This window comes from Peribacillus sp. YIM B13472 (assembly GCF_042788005.1).
Lineage (GTDB): Bacteria > Bacillota > Bacilli > Bacillales > DSM-1321 > Peribacillus > Peribacillus simplex_E.
Genome location: NZ_JBHZPG010000005.1, coordinates 132,212 through 148,057, shown reverse-complemented (window position 1 = coordinate 148,057; position 15,846 = coordinate 132,212). Strand labels below are relative to the sequence as shown.

Here is a 15,846-nt window from a genome sequence, read left to right as displayed (position 1 = left end):
CCCTCTACATTTAATCCTCAAGCTGCCTATTGATACTGCGCCACAAATCCCTGTGCCGCTGTAATGACAGCCAGTTTATATACATCCTCTTCACTGCATCCCCTCGAAAGGTCATTCACCGGACGGTTAAGCCCCTGTAGGATCGGACCGACCGCTTCGAAGCCACCCAAGCGCTGTACCATCTTATAGCTAATGTTCCCTGCTTCGAGACTTGGGAAAATAAAAACATTCGCATCCCCCTGAATAAGGGAATCCGGCGCTTTTTTTCTTGCTACCGAAGGAACGAAAGCCGCGTCAAACTGAAATTCCCCATCAAGAATGACTTCAGGGGCCATTTCTTTTGCCAAATCGACAGCATCAACCACTTTTAAGGTCTCGGGGGATGTTGCGGACCCCTTCGTCGAAAAGCTCAGCATTGCCACACGCGGTTCGATATCGAACATTAGTGCAGTCTTCGCACTTTCTATAGCAATTTCAGCCAGGTCTTGGGAATTGGGGTTTATATTGATCGCACAATCCGCGAACACATATTTTTCTTCATCCCGGACCATGATGAATACTCCCGATGTTTTTTGGACGCCTGGCTTTGTTTTTATGATCCTTAAGGCGGGACGAACCGTATCGGCAGTCGAATGCGTTGCACCACTCACCATTCCATGTGCCAGTTTCATATGGACGAGCATCGTTCCAAAGTAGTTCTCATCCATTAAGATTTCACGTGCTTGTACCTCGGTCGCTTTACCCTCACGGACCTTCACGAATGCTTCAACCATTTCATCCATCATGATATAATTCTTCGGATCATATATTTCGATTGCATCAAGGGAGATTTTCATATCTTTTGCCTTCTCTTGAATCGACCCGATATCCCCGATCAATACCGGTGTCACCAGTTTAGCTTTGGCAAGCCTTGCTGCCGCTCCCAAAATCCTTTCATCCAGCCCTTCTGGAAAAACGATCTTTAAATTATGCCCCATAACTTTCGCTTCCAAGATTTCAAATAAATCACCCATTGGCTCTTCCTCCTTTTTTAGATACGTTTCCCCTGTTTCCTTCTATATTTAACCATCCGGTGAAAATCCATAGTCGTCTTCTTTTAAGAATACTCTAGCAGCCAGGTAATTTCCAGCCACTTTGATCCCCTGCCAATCCGCAAATTTGAAAATTGTTTGAACACCGAAAAACAGTGATGGTGTTTGCGGGTTGATATAAATTTCCTTATACTGAAACTATGTTATATTAAAGTTATAATAAGACTTAGGAGTGATCGTAATGAGTGAAGCAGCACAAACACTGGACGGCTGGTATTGTTTACATGATTTCCGTCTGATCGACTGGGCTTCTTGGAAAACGTTATCAAGTGACGAACGCCAATTGGCCATCTCAGAATTCCAAGGTTTACTGGATAAATGGAATATGACACAAAGCGACAATGAAGGCAGCCATGCCCTATATTCCATCGTTGGTCAGAAAGCGGACTTCATGCTTATGTTTGCCCGCCCAACCATGGAAGAATTGAATGCAATTGAAAACGAATTCAACAAAACGAAGCTTGCCGAATATACAGTTCCCGCTTATTCATACGTTTCCGTCGTGGAATTAAGCAATTACTTAGCTGGAGGAGATGGTGAGGACCCTTACCAGAACCCTCATGTCCGTTCAAGACTTTATCCGATACTTCCAAAAGCGAAACATGTATGCTTCTATCCAATGGACAAGCGTCGTGATGGCGATGATAACTGGTATATGCTTTCCATGGAAGAGCGCAAAGGCTTAATGCGTTCCCACGGCTTGATTGGCCGCAGTTATGCCGGTAAAGTAAAACAAATCATTTCGGGTTCTGTCGGTTTTGACGATTATGAATGGGGCGTTACACTATTCGCAGATGATGTCCTTCAATTTAAAAAATTAATCTATGAAATGCGTTTTGATGAAGTGAGTGCACGTTACGCTGCATTTGGTTCTTTCTTTGTAGGCAATATCCTGCCGGAAGAAAACGTACCTTCATTCCTATACGTATAAGACGATGGGCTTCCGGTTTCCGGAAGCTTTTTTTTGCGTCCCCTCCTTTTTATTTTTCCCCGGCTGTGGAATAAATCCAATCCACATCCCATACATTTTCAATAGTGATGAATTTATTTTTTCACAGTCCCATTCAGCTTCAGGAAAATTGATCAAGGCAATTCCTGACTTCAGCGAGGTGAAGGAACGTTACTTCCATTCATTGGCCGGCAAGAGGATATGGTTTATATCATGAACGGCAGCCGTTATGTATCGCTTAACTTTCATTGTGGTTTTTTAAGCCACCCGGGGATTGTCCAGAAAACATATACAATACTACCGGTCGCTATAAATCGCACAGTTTCTCCCAGTCCACACTCTTGGATTGTCCAAATTCCACAGCATCAACTAAACCTTGAATTTAGGAGGGAATGCAATGTCACAAAATAATCCTTATGGTAACTACCCGTACGGGGGAAGCCCCTATTACCCCTATGAGAATAATGAGCCTGAACTAAGGCAGCAGAATCCTAACCAACAACAAGGTTACCCGCACCCGCAGCAAGGATACCAACAGCCAGCATACCAGCCACAACAGCCCACTATGGCAGGCACGCCACAACAAATGCCGATGCAGGTGAGTCCAGCCACTTCCGGACCACAGATACCTGGCATGCTTCCGGTCGAAGCGTCATACATCGAGAACATCTTGCGTTTGAATAAAGGGAAACTAGCCACTGTTTATACAACGTTTGAAAACAACAAGGAATGGAATGCCAAGATCTTCAAAGGAATCATTGAGGCTGCAGGACGCGATCACTTAATCATAAGCGACCCTCAAACGGGAAAACGATACTTAATCCCGATGGTATACTTAGATTATATAACGTTTGATGAAGAAATCGAATATGAATATCCATTTGGAGGCGCTGGGCTTGCCACCTATTCGCCAAGGTGATTAAAATCCAATAAAGAAGAGCCTCAGAATCTATTTGATTTTGAGGCTCTTCTTTATTGGAAAGACTTTTTTCATTACAAGTATTTATATGCAGCAATGATCATTAAGACCCAAGCAACCAAGAATGAAACCCCGCCAAGCGGTGTGATGGCACCAAGGACTTTGATTTGCGTAACGCTTAGAACGAATAGGCTTCCGGAAAACAGGATAATTCCTATTAGCATAAGCCAGCCGGACCAGTTGATCAGCGGACTTGAAATCTTCCCAGCCAATAAACCGATTACCAATAAACCCACCGCATGGAACATTTGATATTGAACGGCGGTTTGCCAAGTTTCTAAATATTTATCAGGAATTTTCCCTTCCAGTCCGTGTGCACCGAATGCACCTAGTGCCACAGCAATAAACCCATTCAATGCACCTAAAATGATGAACAGTTTCAATTTTTTCGCTCCCCTTCCCTAATTTAAAAATCGAACAAGGACTCCCCATTGGCCTCATCCATTTTAACCGGTTCTACATTCGGTGTACCCGGCATAACGGGCTGGGTCAATGTGATCGGCTTCGGCATGCTGATGTTCGCTGCTTTTTCATCCACCATCACTTCACAAAGGGACTTAATGGCGATTACATACCCCTGCACCTTATCCTCTGAATTTGCCTGTTTCGCTTTTAAAACAAGCTCTTCGATTTTATCTAACATTTGTCTTGATGAAATATCCAACTTTACCACCTCGTCTATATACAGGTCAAAACTATCATAACTAGCATAGCAAAAATCAGAGAAGAAAACACCTTGCATATTTCCTACCTCTTAATTGGCTTGGCCTGAAATTTCATGCATGGCTGTCCTGAAGAATGAAAGACATCAAGAGAAGGCTGGTTTGATGTTTTAAATTGAAAAGCACGGCAGCCCTTTGGAAAACTGGGATCCCAAGTTATATAGAAATGACGGCACGCCATACAATTCACCCGTTTCGTTTTCTTGCCCATATCATCGGTTCGAGATTTTCCAATCAATTGGGGATTCCCCCATTTCCATCAGCAATTGATTTGTTGTGGAAAAAGGTTTGGTGCCAAAGAAACCACGGGAAGCCGACAGCGGACTCGGATGTACGGACTTAATGATTTTATGACGGGTCTCATCAATCAAAGGGATTTTGGTTTGTGCAGGTTTCCCCCACAGGATGAATACAGCAGGTTTCGGACGGTCATTCAATAGGCGAATAACTTGATTCGTAAAGATTTCCCACCCCTTTCCGCGGTGTGAGTGGGCCTCTCCCTCACGGACAGTCAGGACGGTATTCAATAGGAGCACTCCCTGTTTTGCCCATTCGACTAGGTAACCATTATCAGGAACCTCATAGCCTAGATCGGTGTGCAACTCTTTAAAAATATTTCTTAAAGAAGGTGGGATGCGAACCTCCGGCTTAACTGAAAAACTAAGGCCATGTGCTTGACCAGGGCCATGGTAAGGGTCCTGTCCAAGGATGACAACCTTTACGTCTTCATAAGGAGTATAGTGAAGTGCATTGAAAATATCGTCCTGATCGGGATGAACGACTTGCTGACTGTACTCTTGCTTTATGAATTCCCTTAGCTCCTGGTAATATTCTTTTTTGAATTCCTCTTCCAATAGAGGCCACCAATCATTTGTTAATAACTGCTTTGCCATCTGCCACAGCCCCTCTCCACTTTTTGAAACTATATTATATCAAACTTCATCGCCTTGCCTTTTTCCATAGATTACGATTTATGTTTCTATATACCCCAAAAGTGGGAACATAGAAAGTTAGCAAGCAATTTAACCATGTTGGAGGATTCCCTATGAAAAAATGGTACAAAAGAAAACGATTTTATCTGCTTGTCAGCATTTTGATCGTCATTGCACTCGTAATCGTCTATAACAGCTACAAGCCTCTCCCCGATGGTATTTCCTATGAAGGAAAGGTTCACCATGTCGAGGATATCGATTTCATCTATGACCTTTCCTATCACGATGAACAAGGGGATCTGCAACATGAGCAGCGAATTTTCCGAACCATAAATCAAGCCATAGAAGAGGCTGATTCCTATATCGTAATCGACATGTTTTTGTTTAATGCTTTTTATGATGAAAAGATAAACTTCCCGAAGCTAACCGAGAATCTGAAGGATAATCTGGTTGAACAGAAGAAAAAGAAACCTGGCCTCCAGGTTATTTTCATTACTGATGAAGTGAATACTTCCTATAATGCCTACCAGCTAGAGGCATTGGAAACGATGAAGAAAAATGGCATTGATGTCATTGTTACCAACTTAGACCGCCTCCGGGATCCGAATCCTCTCTATTCAGGTGTATATCGGACCTTTTTCCAATGGTTCGGTGAAAGCGGAAAAGGCTGGATTGTGAATCCAATGGCTAAAAGCGCACCAAAAGTCACATTGCGTTCTTATCTTAGACTGATGAATATCAAAGCCAATCACAGAAAAGTGGTCGCTACTGAAAAAACGGCCATCATCTCATCTGCCAATCCTCATGACGCAAGTGGATTCCATTCCAATATTGCGTTCCAGATGGATGGGAATATCATCGGAGATTTTGTTAAAGCCGAAGAAGCCGCTTCGAAATTCTCGGGAGGACCGAAGTCATTTCCTGAGTTCAAAGGGACATCAGTAGATAAAGGACCAATATCCGTACAACTGCTAACGGAAGGAAAAATCAATAAACATGTCCTTAAGGCAATTAAGGATGCAAAAAAGGGTGACAAGATCCACCTTGCCATGTTCTACATTGCCGATCGCGAGGTTGTCGAGGCATTAACGGATGCAGCTAAACGGGGTGTGAAGATTCAAATGATATTGGATCCGAATCAAAACGCTTTCGGAAGTGAAAAAATCGGGCTGCCCAATCTTCCGGTTGCCGCCGAATTCGAAAAACTGGGGGATGAAAATATCTCGATCCGCTGGTACAAAACAGAGAAAGAACAGTTCCATACAAAGTTGATGATGATCCAAAGGGCTGATGAAACGGTTATCCTTGGAGGATCGGCTAATTATACGTCACGCAATCTAGATGACTATAACCTTGAAGCAAATGTTGAAATCCATGCTCCAAATGATGCGGACGTTTCCAAGGATGTCGACAGCTATTTCAATAGACTTTGGACAAATCAAAACGGAACATACACGGTGGATTACAGTGAATACCAAAAGAAACTGCCTGTCTTCAAATACTTGACCTACCGCATACAGAAGGTATTCCGCTTCACCACTTACTAAATATTCTTTGAGATAAATGTTTAACAGGGCCCAAATGAGGTTATATACTACTATAGCCAATCAAGAACTGTAATGAGCAAGATTCCATTTACCTATTTTCAAGAGAATCTTAATGAAATTCAAGGAGGAGTTTATATGTATCAAGTACATGTAGTAGAAAACGGTTTACAAGCAAAGGAAAAAATCGATGAAATAGTTACATCAGGTTATACGAAAGACGATGTATATTTGTTTGCCCATGATAAAACCCGTTCTAAACACCTTACCGAGAATACAAATACAGAAGGTGTAGGCATGAAGGAACAAGGATTCCTTGATACCGTCGGAAATCTCTTTAAATCACGCGGTGATGAACTTCGTAACCGAATGAGCAACCTTGGCCTTAGTGATATGGAGGCAGAACGTTACGAGGAAGTGCTTGACGAAGGAAAAGTAGTCATCGTTGCTTCCAAACAAGATAATAAAGACGGGGTTACACACTAATACCCGATAACCATTACCCTATATGGATTCATAAAAAAGCGAGGCTCCTTAACCGGCAGCCTCGTTTTTTATATTCATTATCCCAGGATTCTTTGGTACGTGGCCTTTGCATGGACCATGTCCTTCGTACCGTGAATCAACGCCCGGCCATCCTTGAAAATGACGATACGCTCCCCAGCTTTTTCACAAGAGAGAAGAAATGGATTGAATTTCACCAAATAGCCGCTGCCGTCCAGATCTTTGGCTAGTTTCTCGAGTTGCAGTTCCAAAGGTTTTGGCGGTCTTACCTGTACAGTATCCCTCCCGCAAAGAACAGCCGTTTTCGTTGCATTTTCCAGTGTTAAAAAGGGGTATGTCCTCTGCTCTCCACATGAGAGACAATCTTTCTTTTTCGCTTTTGTCAATTTAACGGTTTGGTATTGATTTCTCCACAGATCAAAAGAAACAAGTGCAGGCCGTACCGATTCCCACTCTTCAACAAGGATTTTCAAAGCTTCGGCAGTTTGGTGCGCCACTACCATCGTTACAGCTGGTGATATGATTCCTCCTGTGTCACAGGTCATTCCTTGAATGGGGATTGCTTTAAGCAAACAGTGCAAACATGGAGTCTGACCGGGAAGGATCGTCAAAGTCATGCCAACACTCCCCACACATGCCCCATAAATCCACGGTATATGAAGCTTTTGTGATAAATCATTAATGATCATCCGTGTCTCAAAATTATCGGTTGCATCCAATATCAAGTCCACATCACCAAGCAGCTTTTCGAGGTTCTGGGCCGTTGCGTCCATGATGATGGCTTTCACTTCAACTTCATGATTGATATCAAATAAATGACGCTTTGCCGCTTCTGCTTTTGGCAGTTTCTCCTCGACATCCCGTTCCGTATACATTTGTTGACGCTGTAAATTACTGGTCTCGACATAATCCCTGTCGACAATGGTAAGCTTCCCTACTCCTGCCCGAGTAAGGGCCTCGGCATTAGCAGATCCCAAAGCCCCTGCACCAAGAAGCAAGACATGCTTCTTCATAATTTTCAATTGGCCCCCTTCACCAATGGGGGCGAATAAAGTCTGCCTTGAATATCGCTCTTTCACCGTGAACCCTCCCTTCCGAACGCTTTAGCCCCCACTTACTGGTGGAATGAAAGCAACTGTATCTCCATCAGATAGAAGCGTGTCATCATCGGCAAATTCTTCATTGACCGCCGTCATCACGGATTCAAGACCTTCCAATTGAAAATCCACCTTCATTTTTCCTTTTAGCTGCGCCACACTCATTCCATTTCCTTCTATAGAAAGAGTCTCTTTGCCTAGCTCATCTTTCAATTGGGCAAATAAAAGTACATTAATCATCAATATCCCCCTTTTCCGGTTTCCCAGATGGATATGGAACGGTTTCCAACTGGTTTCCTACCCATGTCTCCCCATCTTCCCAGTGTTCTTTTTTCCAGATCGGGACGATTTCTTTAATTCTTTCAATCGCATACCTGTTTGCCTCATATGCATCATTTCGATGTGGCGTACTTACGGCAATAACCACAGCGATATCCGTGATTTCAAGTTTACCTACACGATGGGTGATCGCCGTTTCTGCATCAGGCCAACGTTCCTTGATCTCAGATCCGATTTGCTCCAATTTCTTGATGGCCATCGGTTCATAAGCTTCGTAAATTAAGAAGAGAGTCTTTTTTCCTTTCGTCATTTCCCTCACTGTACCAATAAAGGTCGTGACGGCACCTGCATTTCGCTTGACTACTTTATCAATTACTTCCTGGATGACAATCGGCTCTTTTGAAATATTATAATTCATGTCTACCATCCTTTATATATAATTCAGTTTGATCAATATAACCTGCCTCTTGATAATCTTCCATCGTATTCATATTGAAAAAAAGATATTGAAAATGTTCAGGATTCTCGCGATATAACTTAAAGTCGGTTTCTTTCATGACTTTCATCGAAATCTTTTCCAAAAATAGACTCATTTTTAATTCATGTTTTAATAAACACTCCGTCAGTGCAGGAAGACACCTTTTATGGTAAACAGCAAAAAGCGGCTGGAGTCTTCCATTTATTTCCGGAACGACAGCATCGTATTCAGGTTCATAATGGGAAATGATATCCTTTATGGCATCCGCACTCACAAACGGCATATCACAGGCTGCAAGGAACTGAAGCTCCGTTTTCGATGAGGTCAACCCTGCATGCAATCCGCCAAGTGGTCCTTGATCTTTATGTAAATCCGGAATTAGCGGAAGTTGCAGAAAATGATATTCTTCAAATATATTTGTAATGACCATGATGTTTTCTGACACCTTTTTCAATTCGGATGCCACTCTTGAAATGTTCACAATGCCACCTATGGTCAACAGGGCCTTATTCACTCCCATACGGCTTGATTTCCCACCAGCTAAAAGCAACATGGTCCATTCCACAAGAATCTCCCTCCCTTTTTTGGGTTTAATCCAGCATCGAACGGTAAAGCTATACTAAACGTGTCTCCACTATATGTAAATATTTTAAATCAACTTTGAGAATAATGACACTTTCACAACCTTTTCTTTGTCTATCAAAAAATGTAAGGAGGGACCAAAGCTAAAAGTGCATGCTGCCCATCTATCCATTTTCCTTAATTCCAGGTCCGAAAAATGACTTATGCGAGGCCATTGCACTTCTTTCTCTAAGACACTGATATTAAGGTGAAAGCTAAGTTTTACATAAAAGAAATTTTGGTATATTCTAAAAATAGGATATTAACTGGTATGCTGATAATATCGATAACTAATTCTCCTGAGGAGGTCACATAATGACTATGAAAAGAGCTATGACAGTTGCCGGATCTGATTCGAGCGGCGGCGCTGGTCTTCAAGCAGATTTAAAGACATTCCAAGAATTCGGCGTTTACGGTATGTCCGCTTTAACGACAATCGTGACGATGGATCCGAAAAATGGCTGGTCCCATAATGTATTCCCAACACCGGTAGAAGTTTTGGAAGCCCAAATCGAAACGATTTTATCAATCGGCATTGATGCAATGAAAACGGGAATGCTTGGATCAGTGGAAATCATTGAACTTGTTGCCCGTAAAATAGACGAGTTGAAGCTGGACAAAGTCGTAATCGATCCAGTTATGGTATGTAAAGGTGAAGATGAAGTATTGCACCCTGAAACGGCCGTAGCTCTGCGTGAACTGCTTGTTCCACGTGCAACTGTAGTCACGCCAAACCTGTTCGAGGCCGCTCAGTTAGCGGGAACTGCGCCTATCAAGACGATTGATGACATGAGGGCTGCAGCTGAAAAGATTCATGCACTTGGTGCAAAATATGTCTTGATCAAAGGCGGTAATAAGCTGGATCTTGATAAAGCCATCGACCTTTTATATGATGGAAAAGAATTTGAAATCCTTGAATCAGAAAAAATCGAAACGACCAATACACATGGTGCCGGCTGTTCTTCTTCTGCAGCTATTGCAGCTCAATTGGCTGAAGGGAAAAGCCCGCGTGAGGCTATCCTCATTGCTAAAGACTTCATTACCGAGGCGGTTCGCCATTCTTGGAAGATGAATGACTATGTTGGACCTGTCAATCATGGTGCATACCATAAATATGGAATTGCGGAAAAAACACAAAAATAAAACATCAAGTTTAATGGCTGCTCAAATCATCGAGCGGCCTTTTTCGCTTTTTTTGCTTTTATTTAGTAAAATAGAAAGAAGGAAAAGCTTATCTAGCCGCCCAGTTAAGGAGGAAATTATAGAATGAAACCTATAGACCGTACAGAGGTGCAAAATGCCATTGATTCTTTCGCCGGACAAGATGTATATCTTCACCTTGAAACGACAAATGGCGCCTATGCCACTCATGTAGATGAAGCTTTCTTTTCGGCAGGTGCTTATATTCGTAATGCTTTTATACAGTATGAACATGGGAAGATAGTTGGGGATGGACCCTACCGCATCGGCTTGAAGCTCAATATTGGCTGGGTATATGCAGAAGGCGTTAACCACTTCGAATTGGATGAACAGGGGAGATTGCTATTGGCAGGCCTTGATTTTTCCGGGAAGCTTGCTGTCTCCATGCAGCTCAGTCCCACTCCCTTTGAATGATGACAACTTGCTTGATATATATCATATAATTCCGATGAAAACTCCCATTCACCGATAACCATACTCACTGTAAGTAGAACGGAAGGAGAAATATACCTTGGAAAAAGAACGCCATGTATTAGTTATATTCCCACACCCCGATGATGAAGCCTTCTCGGTCTCCGGAACGCTTGCCCTTCATAGAGAAGCGGGCACTCCTGTCACCTATTTATGCTTAACTTTAGGAGAAATGGGACGTAATTTAGGAAACCCTCCATTTGCAACAAGGGAATCGCTCCCTAAAATTCGTAAAAAGGAATTAATCGATGCAGCAAATGCGATTGGCATCCAAGATTTACGCATGCTTGGATTGCGTGATAAGACGATTGAATTCGAAGATGATGAAAAGCTGACTTCATTATTTACCGATGCCATCAATGAATTGAATCCTTCATTGATCATTACGTTTTACCCAGGATACAGTGTCCATCCAGACCATGAAGCGACAGCACGGGCTGTGGTTCGGGCCGTGGAAAGAATGGAAGAGAAAGAGAGACCTAAACTTCATTGTGTCGCCTTCTCGAATAACTGCATTGACGAATTGGGACAGCCTGACATCATCCAGGATATCTCTGCCGTCGAAGAGAAAAAGGTAGCTGCATTCACTGCCCACCGTTCGCAAACGCAGGCAATGGTGATCGATTGGAAAGAGAAATTCGAAAATCAGGATGCAGATTTTCTAGACTGGATCCGCAAAGAACGATTATGGACCTATAAATTTTAAAGAAACCGCCAATAGGCGGTTTTTTTGTTTATGGCATAAAAAAAACGCCTGTGGATTACAGGCGGAGAAAAGGGGGATACTTTGGAAAATTAATCATAATATAAGCATCCCCAAAATTATTCTTTTTATACAACCATATTAAAAAATTTAGGCAGACAAGCGTTCCTCATGCTGCATTTTCTTTCTTGCCGAGGCTTTTCTACCATGTGCCAAGTAGTAAATGCCAATAAGTACGAATGCAAAAATCGACATTCCCATGAATAACCCTTTGAACCCCGTAAAAGGAATAAGGAATCCCAATAGGAATGGGCCAACACCAATACCGAAGTCGTACATTGTATAAAACGTGGATGTGGCTAATCCCATTCGATTTGATGGGGCTTCCTTGATGGAAATCGCTTGACAGCTTGATTGGAACGTACCGTACCCCACCCCGATCAAGGCACCGGCAATCAGAAGCGTGATACCATGATGGGATTGGCTGAGAATGACCATGCCCACGGCAAATAGTAAGAGCGATGGATAGATGACTGCATTCTCTCCCTTCACATCAAACATTCGTCCTGTAAACGGACGGGACGCCAAAAGGAACACAGCAAATACGACAAAGAAAAAGCTCGCCGCATCCATTAAATCCATTTCCTTTGCAAAAGATGTTAAATAGGACAAAATGCTCGAATAGGTAAATCCGGCAAAACCGATAAAAATGGCAATGGGCAGGGCCCTTTTTTCAAAATAGTCGCTGATCTTAAATCCTTTTTGTGGCGAAGCTCCGCCCTTATCCCCTTCAGGCACATTCATGAATAATGATGCAACTAAAGAAAATGCGGCAAATAAGGAGGCTGCATAGAAAATGATGGAATAACTGAAATGCTGTGTAATCAGCAAGCCAATGAACGGACCGAATGCCATTGCCAAGTTTGTACTCATGGCAAAGTAACCCGTACCTTCCCCGCGTCTTTCATTCGGAATGATATCTGCAGCAATCGTTCCAGTTGCCGTAGTGGCAAGGCCAAAAGCAAAACCTTGAATAAGCCGATCGATCAATAAGAGGGATAAACTATTCACCAGGAAATAGCCGATGGATGCGATCAGGAATAGAACCAACGAGCTAAGCAACATCTTTCTGCGGCCGATCTTGTCAATTTTTTTCCCTGCAATCGGTCTGACAAGCACAGCCCCGAGAACAAAAATACTTGAAGCAAGTCCCGCTTGTGCTTGCGACGCATGAAAGTTATCCATCGTGTAAATGGTCAATGTCACCATCAAGACATAAAAAGTTAAAAATAAAAAAAAGTTCGCAGACGAAACAATCAGGAAGTCTTTCGTCCACAATTTCGGTTTGTGATTCATTTCAATCCTTCTTCCTTACTATTGTTTTAATTTTTCCTTCAGGAAAATAAACGTTCGTAACGTTGCCTCTCGATCCTCTTCAGCCAAACCGCTCATTAATTGAAGTTCAAATTCTTCAACTACCTTTTTGGCCTCGTGATAGGTCCTTAAACCTGACTCCGTTAACTGTATTCTCCGTTCCCGCTTATCTTTTCCTGGGACTTGTTCAATCAAATCTAGTTCTTCCAACCTGTTTACCGTCCTGGTTACCGTCGGTTTCTCCACATCTAGATATGTGCTTATTTCAACAAGTGTAGAACAGCCAAACTGACTCAGATAATATACAATCGACCATTGGGAATGAAAAAGATCAACCTTGGCCAATTGTTCATTTAACTTTTTGGTAAATGACCTCGAAAATTGTAAGTTATGATGAAAAAAACCATTATTAAAGGACAAAGGTATTCCTCCTGCAAAGTAGTTACCTAGGTAACTATACACCTATTCATTAGAAATGTCTAGCCGTATGCACACTGTTTCCTCAGCTTCTCCATAGCTTCCGGGACAAAAAATACCCTTTTCAGGAGGTTCGTGCTTTTATTGGAAGTTTGGAGAGAAATACTGTGTATTTGGAGCAAATACTCGTAAATTTCACGCTTTTACTCGTGAATTTTGCGCTTTTACTCGTGAGTTTTACGCTTTTACTCGTGAGTTTCGCGCTTTTACTCGTGAATTTCACGCTTTTACTCGTGAGTTTGGCGAAACGGTATGGGTCAAACCGGGGCCATGCCATGCTCTTCGTGGTCGATGCTTCGAGGCCATAAACAAAAAGGAAACCCCGCTATTAAAAAGCGAGGCTTCCGATATTTATCTTTGCGTTTCGGAATGATATCATTCGAAAACTATTTTGAATCACACAAATACCACATCTCCGAATTTCATTGATAACTTCAGGGCATATTTCCTTTTAAGCTAGATAGTGGCAAACGATAAAGTTTATCATCCTTTTCATCAGGATTTCCTCGGCCGTCCGTATTATTGCTTATGAAATAAAGGAATTCTTCATCAACGAATACATCACGTATCCTTCCTGAGCCCGTAATGATATCAGTCAGTTTTCCGCTTTTTACATCATAACTCATAAGCGCTTCGCCCCTTAAGGCTGCAAAATAGAGCTTTCGGTCAAAATAGGCCATGCCAGAAGGAGCCCATGTATTTTCACCGGAATGAATCAATGGCTTTACCATATCAGGTTTTTGCTCATCGCCCTCAATATCTGGCCAGCCATAGTTCTTACCCGGATCCATTTTATTTAATTCATCGTGTGCCGAATCTCCGTGCTCACTTTCATATAACTGGCCTGCTTCATCCCAGGCCAGACCTTGTGGATTGCGGTGACCGTATGAATAGACGTATGAATTCCCGAAAGGATTATCTTTCGGAATGGTGCCATCCAGGTTCATGCGCAGAATTTTCCCGCCTAAAGAATCTAGGTCCTGTGCGATTTCAGCCTTTCTTGCATCGCCTGTTGTTGCGTATAGCTTATCATCCGGTCCAATCTTGATCCTGCCGCCATGGTGGTAGTCCCCGCTTGGTATTCCGTCGATTAAGGTCTCCATCTCCTGCCATTTATCATCATTTTTTTCTAAAATGACGATTCGATTGATGGAATCCCCGCCTTCTTCATAGGTATAATAGGCGAAAGCTTGCCCGCTCTTAGAGAAATCGGGAGCTAGCAAAAATCCAAGCAACCCAGCTTCCGCTTTAGCTGACAATGTCTTTTTAAGGTTGACCCTTTGCCGTGTCATCTTATCCTTGTCCCATTCAACGATGGTTCCTGCCCGCTCTGACACATACATTGTGTCCCCATTCTTCTGAATCGACCAGGGAGCCTGCAGGTTCGTTATCAGCACATCCGGATTTTCCCCTAAAGTGCCCGTCACTTCTTTGTCAGGATTCGGCTGGGTTTTGCTGTCGCCCTCATTCATGTTACAACCAGTTAAAATCAATGTAGCCATAAGGAAAAAAAAGAGCGATTTTTTCAAAGTCTTTCCCCCTTCGATTCATGAGTTTAATAGGCTGACTGTTTAAGTACCTTTAAAATGGCCTCCGCGACACCGGCTTCATCATTCTTGCCTGTTACTTCATCACACAGCTTTTTAATTTCGAGCGGGGCATTTCCCATTGCGACAGACAAACCTACCCGTTCAAACATGGATACATCATTATAATTATCCCCAATAGCCATCGTTTCCTGCATCGAGCCGGATTTTCCATTCACATATGTTTCAAGTGCCGTACCTTTTTGAGCTGTTTCACTCATGATTTCCACATTTTCACGTCCCGATGAAGTGACTGTAACTCCCTGTCCTTTCAATTTCGAAGCAATTTGATTTAATAAAGTTAAATCCTTTGAGAAGCTGAGAATTTTATAATATTCCTCATTTGAACGGCTGAATAACTCGGAATAATCGGAAATGGAAGTTACCTGTCCAAGCTGTAAACGCTGCTCCGCATATTTCCGCATACTCTCAGGGTCAATGTCAGGATTCGCTGTAACGAATACATCAACCAAAACAGATATTGCGTTTTCATAGTCTTTGGAATAAACCCCCTGACTCGTATATATTTCGAAATAAATCCCTTGTTCTTCAAGGAACCCAGCGACCATTTTAGCAGTGGCAGCTGACATTGGATTGGAAGCGGCAATTTTTCCGTCCTCCGTGAAGAGGGCAGCACCATTTACACAGATGACAGGGCAATCGATGCCTGCTTCATCCAAGGCGAACCTAGCTTCCACATAAGACCTTCCAGTAGCAATGATCACTTCCACACCCTCGCTTTGCGCCTTCTGGATGGCATGTTTATTTTCCTCACTGACCTTTTGCATTTTGTTTAGCAATGTTCCGTCCATATCAATCGCAATCGTCTTTATCAATTC

Annotated in this window: 20 protein-coding genes; 8 read left to right on the top strand and 12 right to left on the bottom strand. The window is 42.6% G+C overall.

Features of this window, described 5'->3' with window-relative positions; all coding sequences use genetic code 11:
* Positions 1 to 26: 26 nt before the first annotated feature.
* On the bottom strand, positions 27 to 1,013 hold the full coding sequence (gene pta, locus ACFX4I_RS06130; RefSeq protein WP_230300296.1) for a phosphate acetyltransferase: 987 nt from the start codon (positions 1,011 to 1,013) through the stop codon (positions 27 to 29).
* Positions 1,014 to 1,272: 259 nt separating this feature from the next.
* On the opposite strand from pta, the gene hemQ reads away from it, so the two are divergent.
* Positions 1,273 to 2,022, top strand: a complete 750-nt coding sequence (gene hemQ, locus ACFX4I_RS06125) for a hydrogen peroxide-dependent heme synthase (protein ID WP_063234194.1) — start codon at positions 1,273 to 1,275, stop codon at positions 2,020 to 2,022.
* 415 nt (positions 2,023 to 2,437) lie between these two features.
* Positions 2,438 to 2,959 carry a spore coat protein GerQ gene (gene gerQ, locus ACFX4I_RS06120; protein WP_230300295.1) on the top strand — a complete coding sequence of 174 codons (522 nt, stop codon included), beginning with the start codon at positions 2,438 to 2,440 and terminating at the stop codon, positions 2,957 to 2,959.
* Between the two features lie 74 nt (positions 2,960 to 3,033).
* Here the strand turns inward: gerQ and ACFX4I_RS06115 are convergent, their stop codons facing one another.
* From ACFX4I_RS06115 to ACFX4I_RS06105, 3 genes are all read right to left on the bottom strand, one after another.
* On the bottom strand, positions 3,034 to 3,402 hold the full coding sequence (locus ACFX4I_RS06115; protein WP_076368389.1) for a DUF423 domain-containing protein: 369 nt from the start codon (positions 3,400 to 3,402) through the stop codon (positions 3,034 to 3,036).
* 23 nt (positions 3,403 to 3,425) lie between these two features.
* A complete protein-coding gene (locus tag ACFX4I_RS06110) occupies positions 3,426 to 3,761 on the bottom strand; it encodes a YwdI family protein (RefSeq protein ID WP_230300294.1) in 336 nt (111 codons plus the stop codon).
* A gap of 192 nt (positions 3,762 to 3,953) precedes the next feature.
* Positions 3,954 to 4,634, bottom strand: a complete 681-nt coding sequence (locus ACFX4I_RS06105) for a uracil-DNA glycosylase (protein WP_230300293.1) — start codon at positions 4,632 to 4,634, stop codon at positions 3,954 to 3,956.
* 152 nt (positions 4,635 to 4,786) lie between these two features.
* Between ACFX4I_RS06105 and ACFX4I_RS06100 the strand changes: the two genes are divergently transcribed.
* Complete coding sequence (locus ACFX4I_RS06100; RefSeq protein WP_377419670.1) at positions 4,787 to 6,220, top strand: phospholipase D family protein; 1,434 nt, start codon at positions 4,787 to 4,789, stop codon at positions 6,218 to 6,220.
* 135 nt (positions 6,221 to 6,355) lie between these two features.
* The gene (locus tag ACFX4I_RS06095) at positions 6,356 to 6,703 is read left to right on the top strand and encodes a YflT domain-containing protein (protein ID WP_377419668.1); all 348 of its coding nucleotides are present in this window, start codon (positions 6,356 to 6,358) and stop codon (positions 6,701 to 6,703) included.
* 77 nt (positions 6,704 to 6,780) lie between these two features.
* Here the strand turns inward: ACFX4I_RS06095 and ACFX4I_RS06090 are convergent, their stop codons facing one another.
* The 4 genes from ACFX4I_RS06090 to mobA are packed head-to-tail and all read right to left on the bottom strand — an operon-like array spanning position 6,781 to position 9,140.
* The gene (locus ACFX4I_RS06090) at positions 6,781 to 7,800 is read right to left on the bottom strand and encodes a MoeB/ThiF family adenylyltransferase (protein WP_230300291.1); all 1,020 of its coding nucleotides are present in this window, start codon (positions 7,798 to 7,800) and stop codon (positions 6,781 to 6,783) included.
* Positions 7,801 to 7,824: 24 nt separating this feature from the next.
* Positions 7,825 to 8,058, bottom strand: a complete 234-nt coding sequence (gene moaD / locus ACFX4I_RS06085) for a molybdopterin converting factor subunit 1 (protein WP_230300290.1) — start codon at positions 8,056 to 8,058, stop codon at positions 7,825 to 7,827.
* Positions 8,051 to 8,515, bottom strand: a complete 465-nt coding sequence (locus tag ACFX4I_RS06080) for a molybdenum cofactor biosynthesis protein MoaE (protein ID WP_192207297.1) — start codon at positions 8,513 to 8,515, stop codon at positions 8,051 to 8,053. The genes moaD and ACFX4I_RS06080 overlap by 8 nt, the downstream gene beginning before the upstream one ends.
* Complete coding sequence (gene mobA / locus ACFX4I_RS06075; protein ID WP_377419666.1) at positions 8,505 to 9,140, bottom strand: molybdenum cofactor guanylyltransferase; 636 nt, start codon at positions 9,138 to 9,140, stop codon at positions 8,505 to 8,507. The genes ACFX4I_RS06080 and mobA overlap by 11 nt, the downstream gene beginning before the upstream one ends.
* Positions 9,141 to 9,511: 371 nt before the next feature.
* On the opposite strand from mobA, the gene pdxK reads away from it, so the two are divergent.
* The 3 genes from pdxK to bshB2 all read left to right on the top strand — a co-directional run bounded on the left by pdxK (position 9,512) and on the right by bshB2 (position 11,573).
* Complete coding sequence (gene pdxK, locus ACFX4I_RS06070; RefSeq protein ID WP_181762157.1) at positions 9,512 to 10,339, top strand: pyridoxine/pyridoxal/pyridoxamine kinase; 828 nt, start codon at positions 9,512 to 9,514, stop codon at positions 10,337 to 10,339.
* A gap of 123 nt (positions 10,340 to 10,462) precedes the next feature.
* The gene (locus ACFX4I_RS06065) at positions 10,463 to 10,810 is read left to right on the top strand and encodes a YojF family protein (RefSeq protein WP_076368396.1); all 348 of its coding nucleotides are present in this window, start codon (positions 10,463 to 10,465) and stop codon (positions 10,808 to 10,810) included.
* A gap of 97 nt (positions 10,811 to 10,907) precedes the next feature.
* The gene (bshB2, locus tag ACFX4I_RS06060; protein WP_098370231.1) at positions 10,908 to 11,573 is read left to right on the top strand and encodes a bacillithiol biosynthesis deacetylase BshB2; all 666 of its coding nucleotides are present in this window, start codon (positions 10,908 to 10,910) and stop codon (positions 11,571 to 11,573) included.
* A 147-nt stretch (positions 11,574 to 11,720) separates the two neighbouring features.
* Here bshB2 and ACFX4I_RS06055 read toward each other — a convergent pair whose 3' ends face one another.
* Positions 11,721 to 12,926 (bottom strand): MFS transporter, encoded by a 1,206-nt coding sequence (locus tag ACFX4I_RS06055; protein ID WP_377419664.1) that lies wholly within the window; start codon positions 12,924 to 12,926, stop codon positions 11,721 to 11,723.
* An 18-nt stretch (positions 12,927 to 12,944) separates the two neighbouring features.
* On the bottom strand, positions 12,945 to 13,364 hold the full coding sequence (locus tag ACFX4I_RS06050; protein WP_230300286.1) for a MarR family winged helix-turn-helix transcriptional regulator: 420 nt from the start codon (positions 13,362 to 13,364) through the stop codon (positions 12,945 to 12,947).
* A 164-nt stretch (positions 13,365 to 13,528) separates the two neighbouring features.
* On the opposite strand from ACFX4I_RS06050, the gene ACFX4I_RS06045 reads away from it, so the two are divergent.
* Positions 13,529 to 13,729, top strand: coding sequence for a hypothetical protein (locus ACFX4I_RS06045; RefSeq protein ID WP_377419662.1), 201 nt, complete (start codon positions 13,529 to 13,531; stop codon positions 13,727 to 13,729).
* A 126-nt stretch (positions 13,730 to 13,855) separates the two neighbouring features.
* On the opposite strand, the gene ACFX4I_RS06040 is transcribed toward ACFX4I_RS06045, so the two are convergent.
* Both ACFX4I_RS06040 and ACFX4I_RS06035 read right to left on the bottom strand, forming a co-directional pair.
* Positions 13,856 to 14,950, bottom strand: a complete 1,095-nt coding sequence (locus ACFX4I_RS06040) for a PQQ-dependent sugar dehydrogenase (protein WP_377419660.1) — start codon at positions 14,948 to 14,950, stop codon at positions 13,856 to 13,858.
* Between the two features lie 26 nt (positions 14,951 to 14,976).
* The gene (locus ACFX4I_RS06035; protein WP_230300283.1) at positions 14,977 to 15,843 is read right to left on the bottom strand and encodes a Cof-type HAD-IIB family hydrolase; all 867 of its coding nucleotides are present in this window, start codon (positions 15,841 to 15,843) and stop codon (positions 14,977 to 14,979) included.
* Positions 15,844 to 15,846 lie beyond the last annotated feature (3 nt).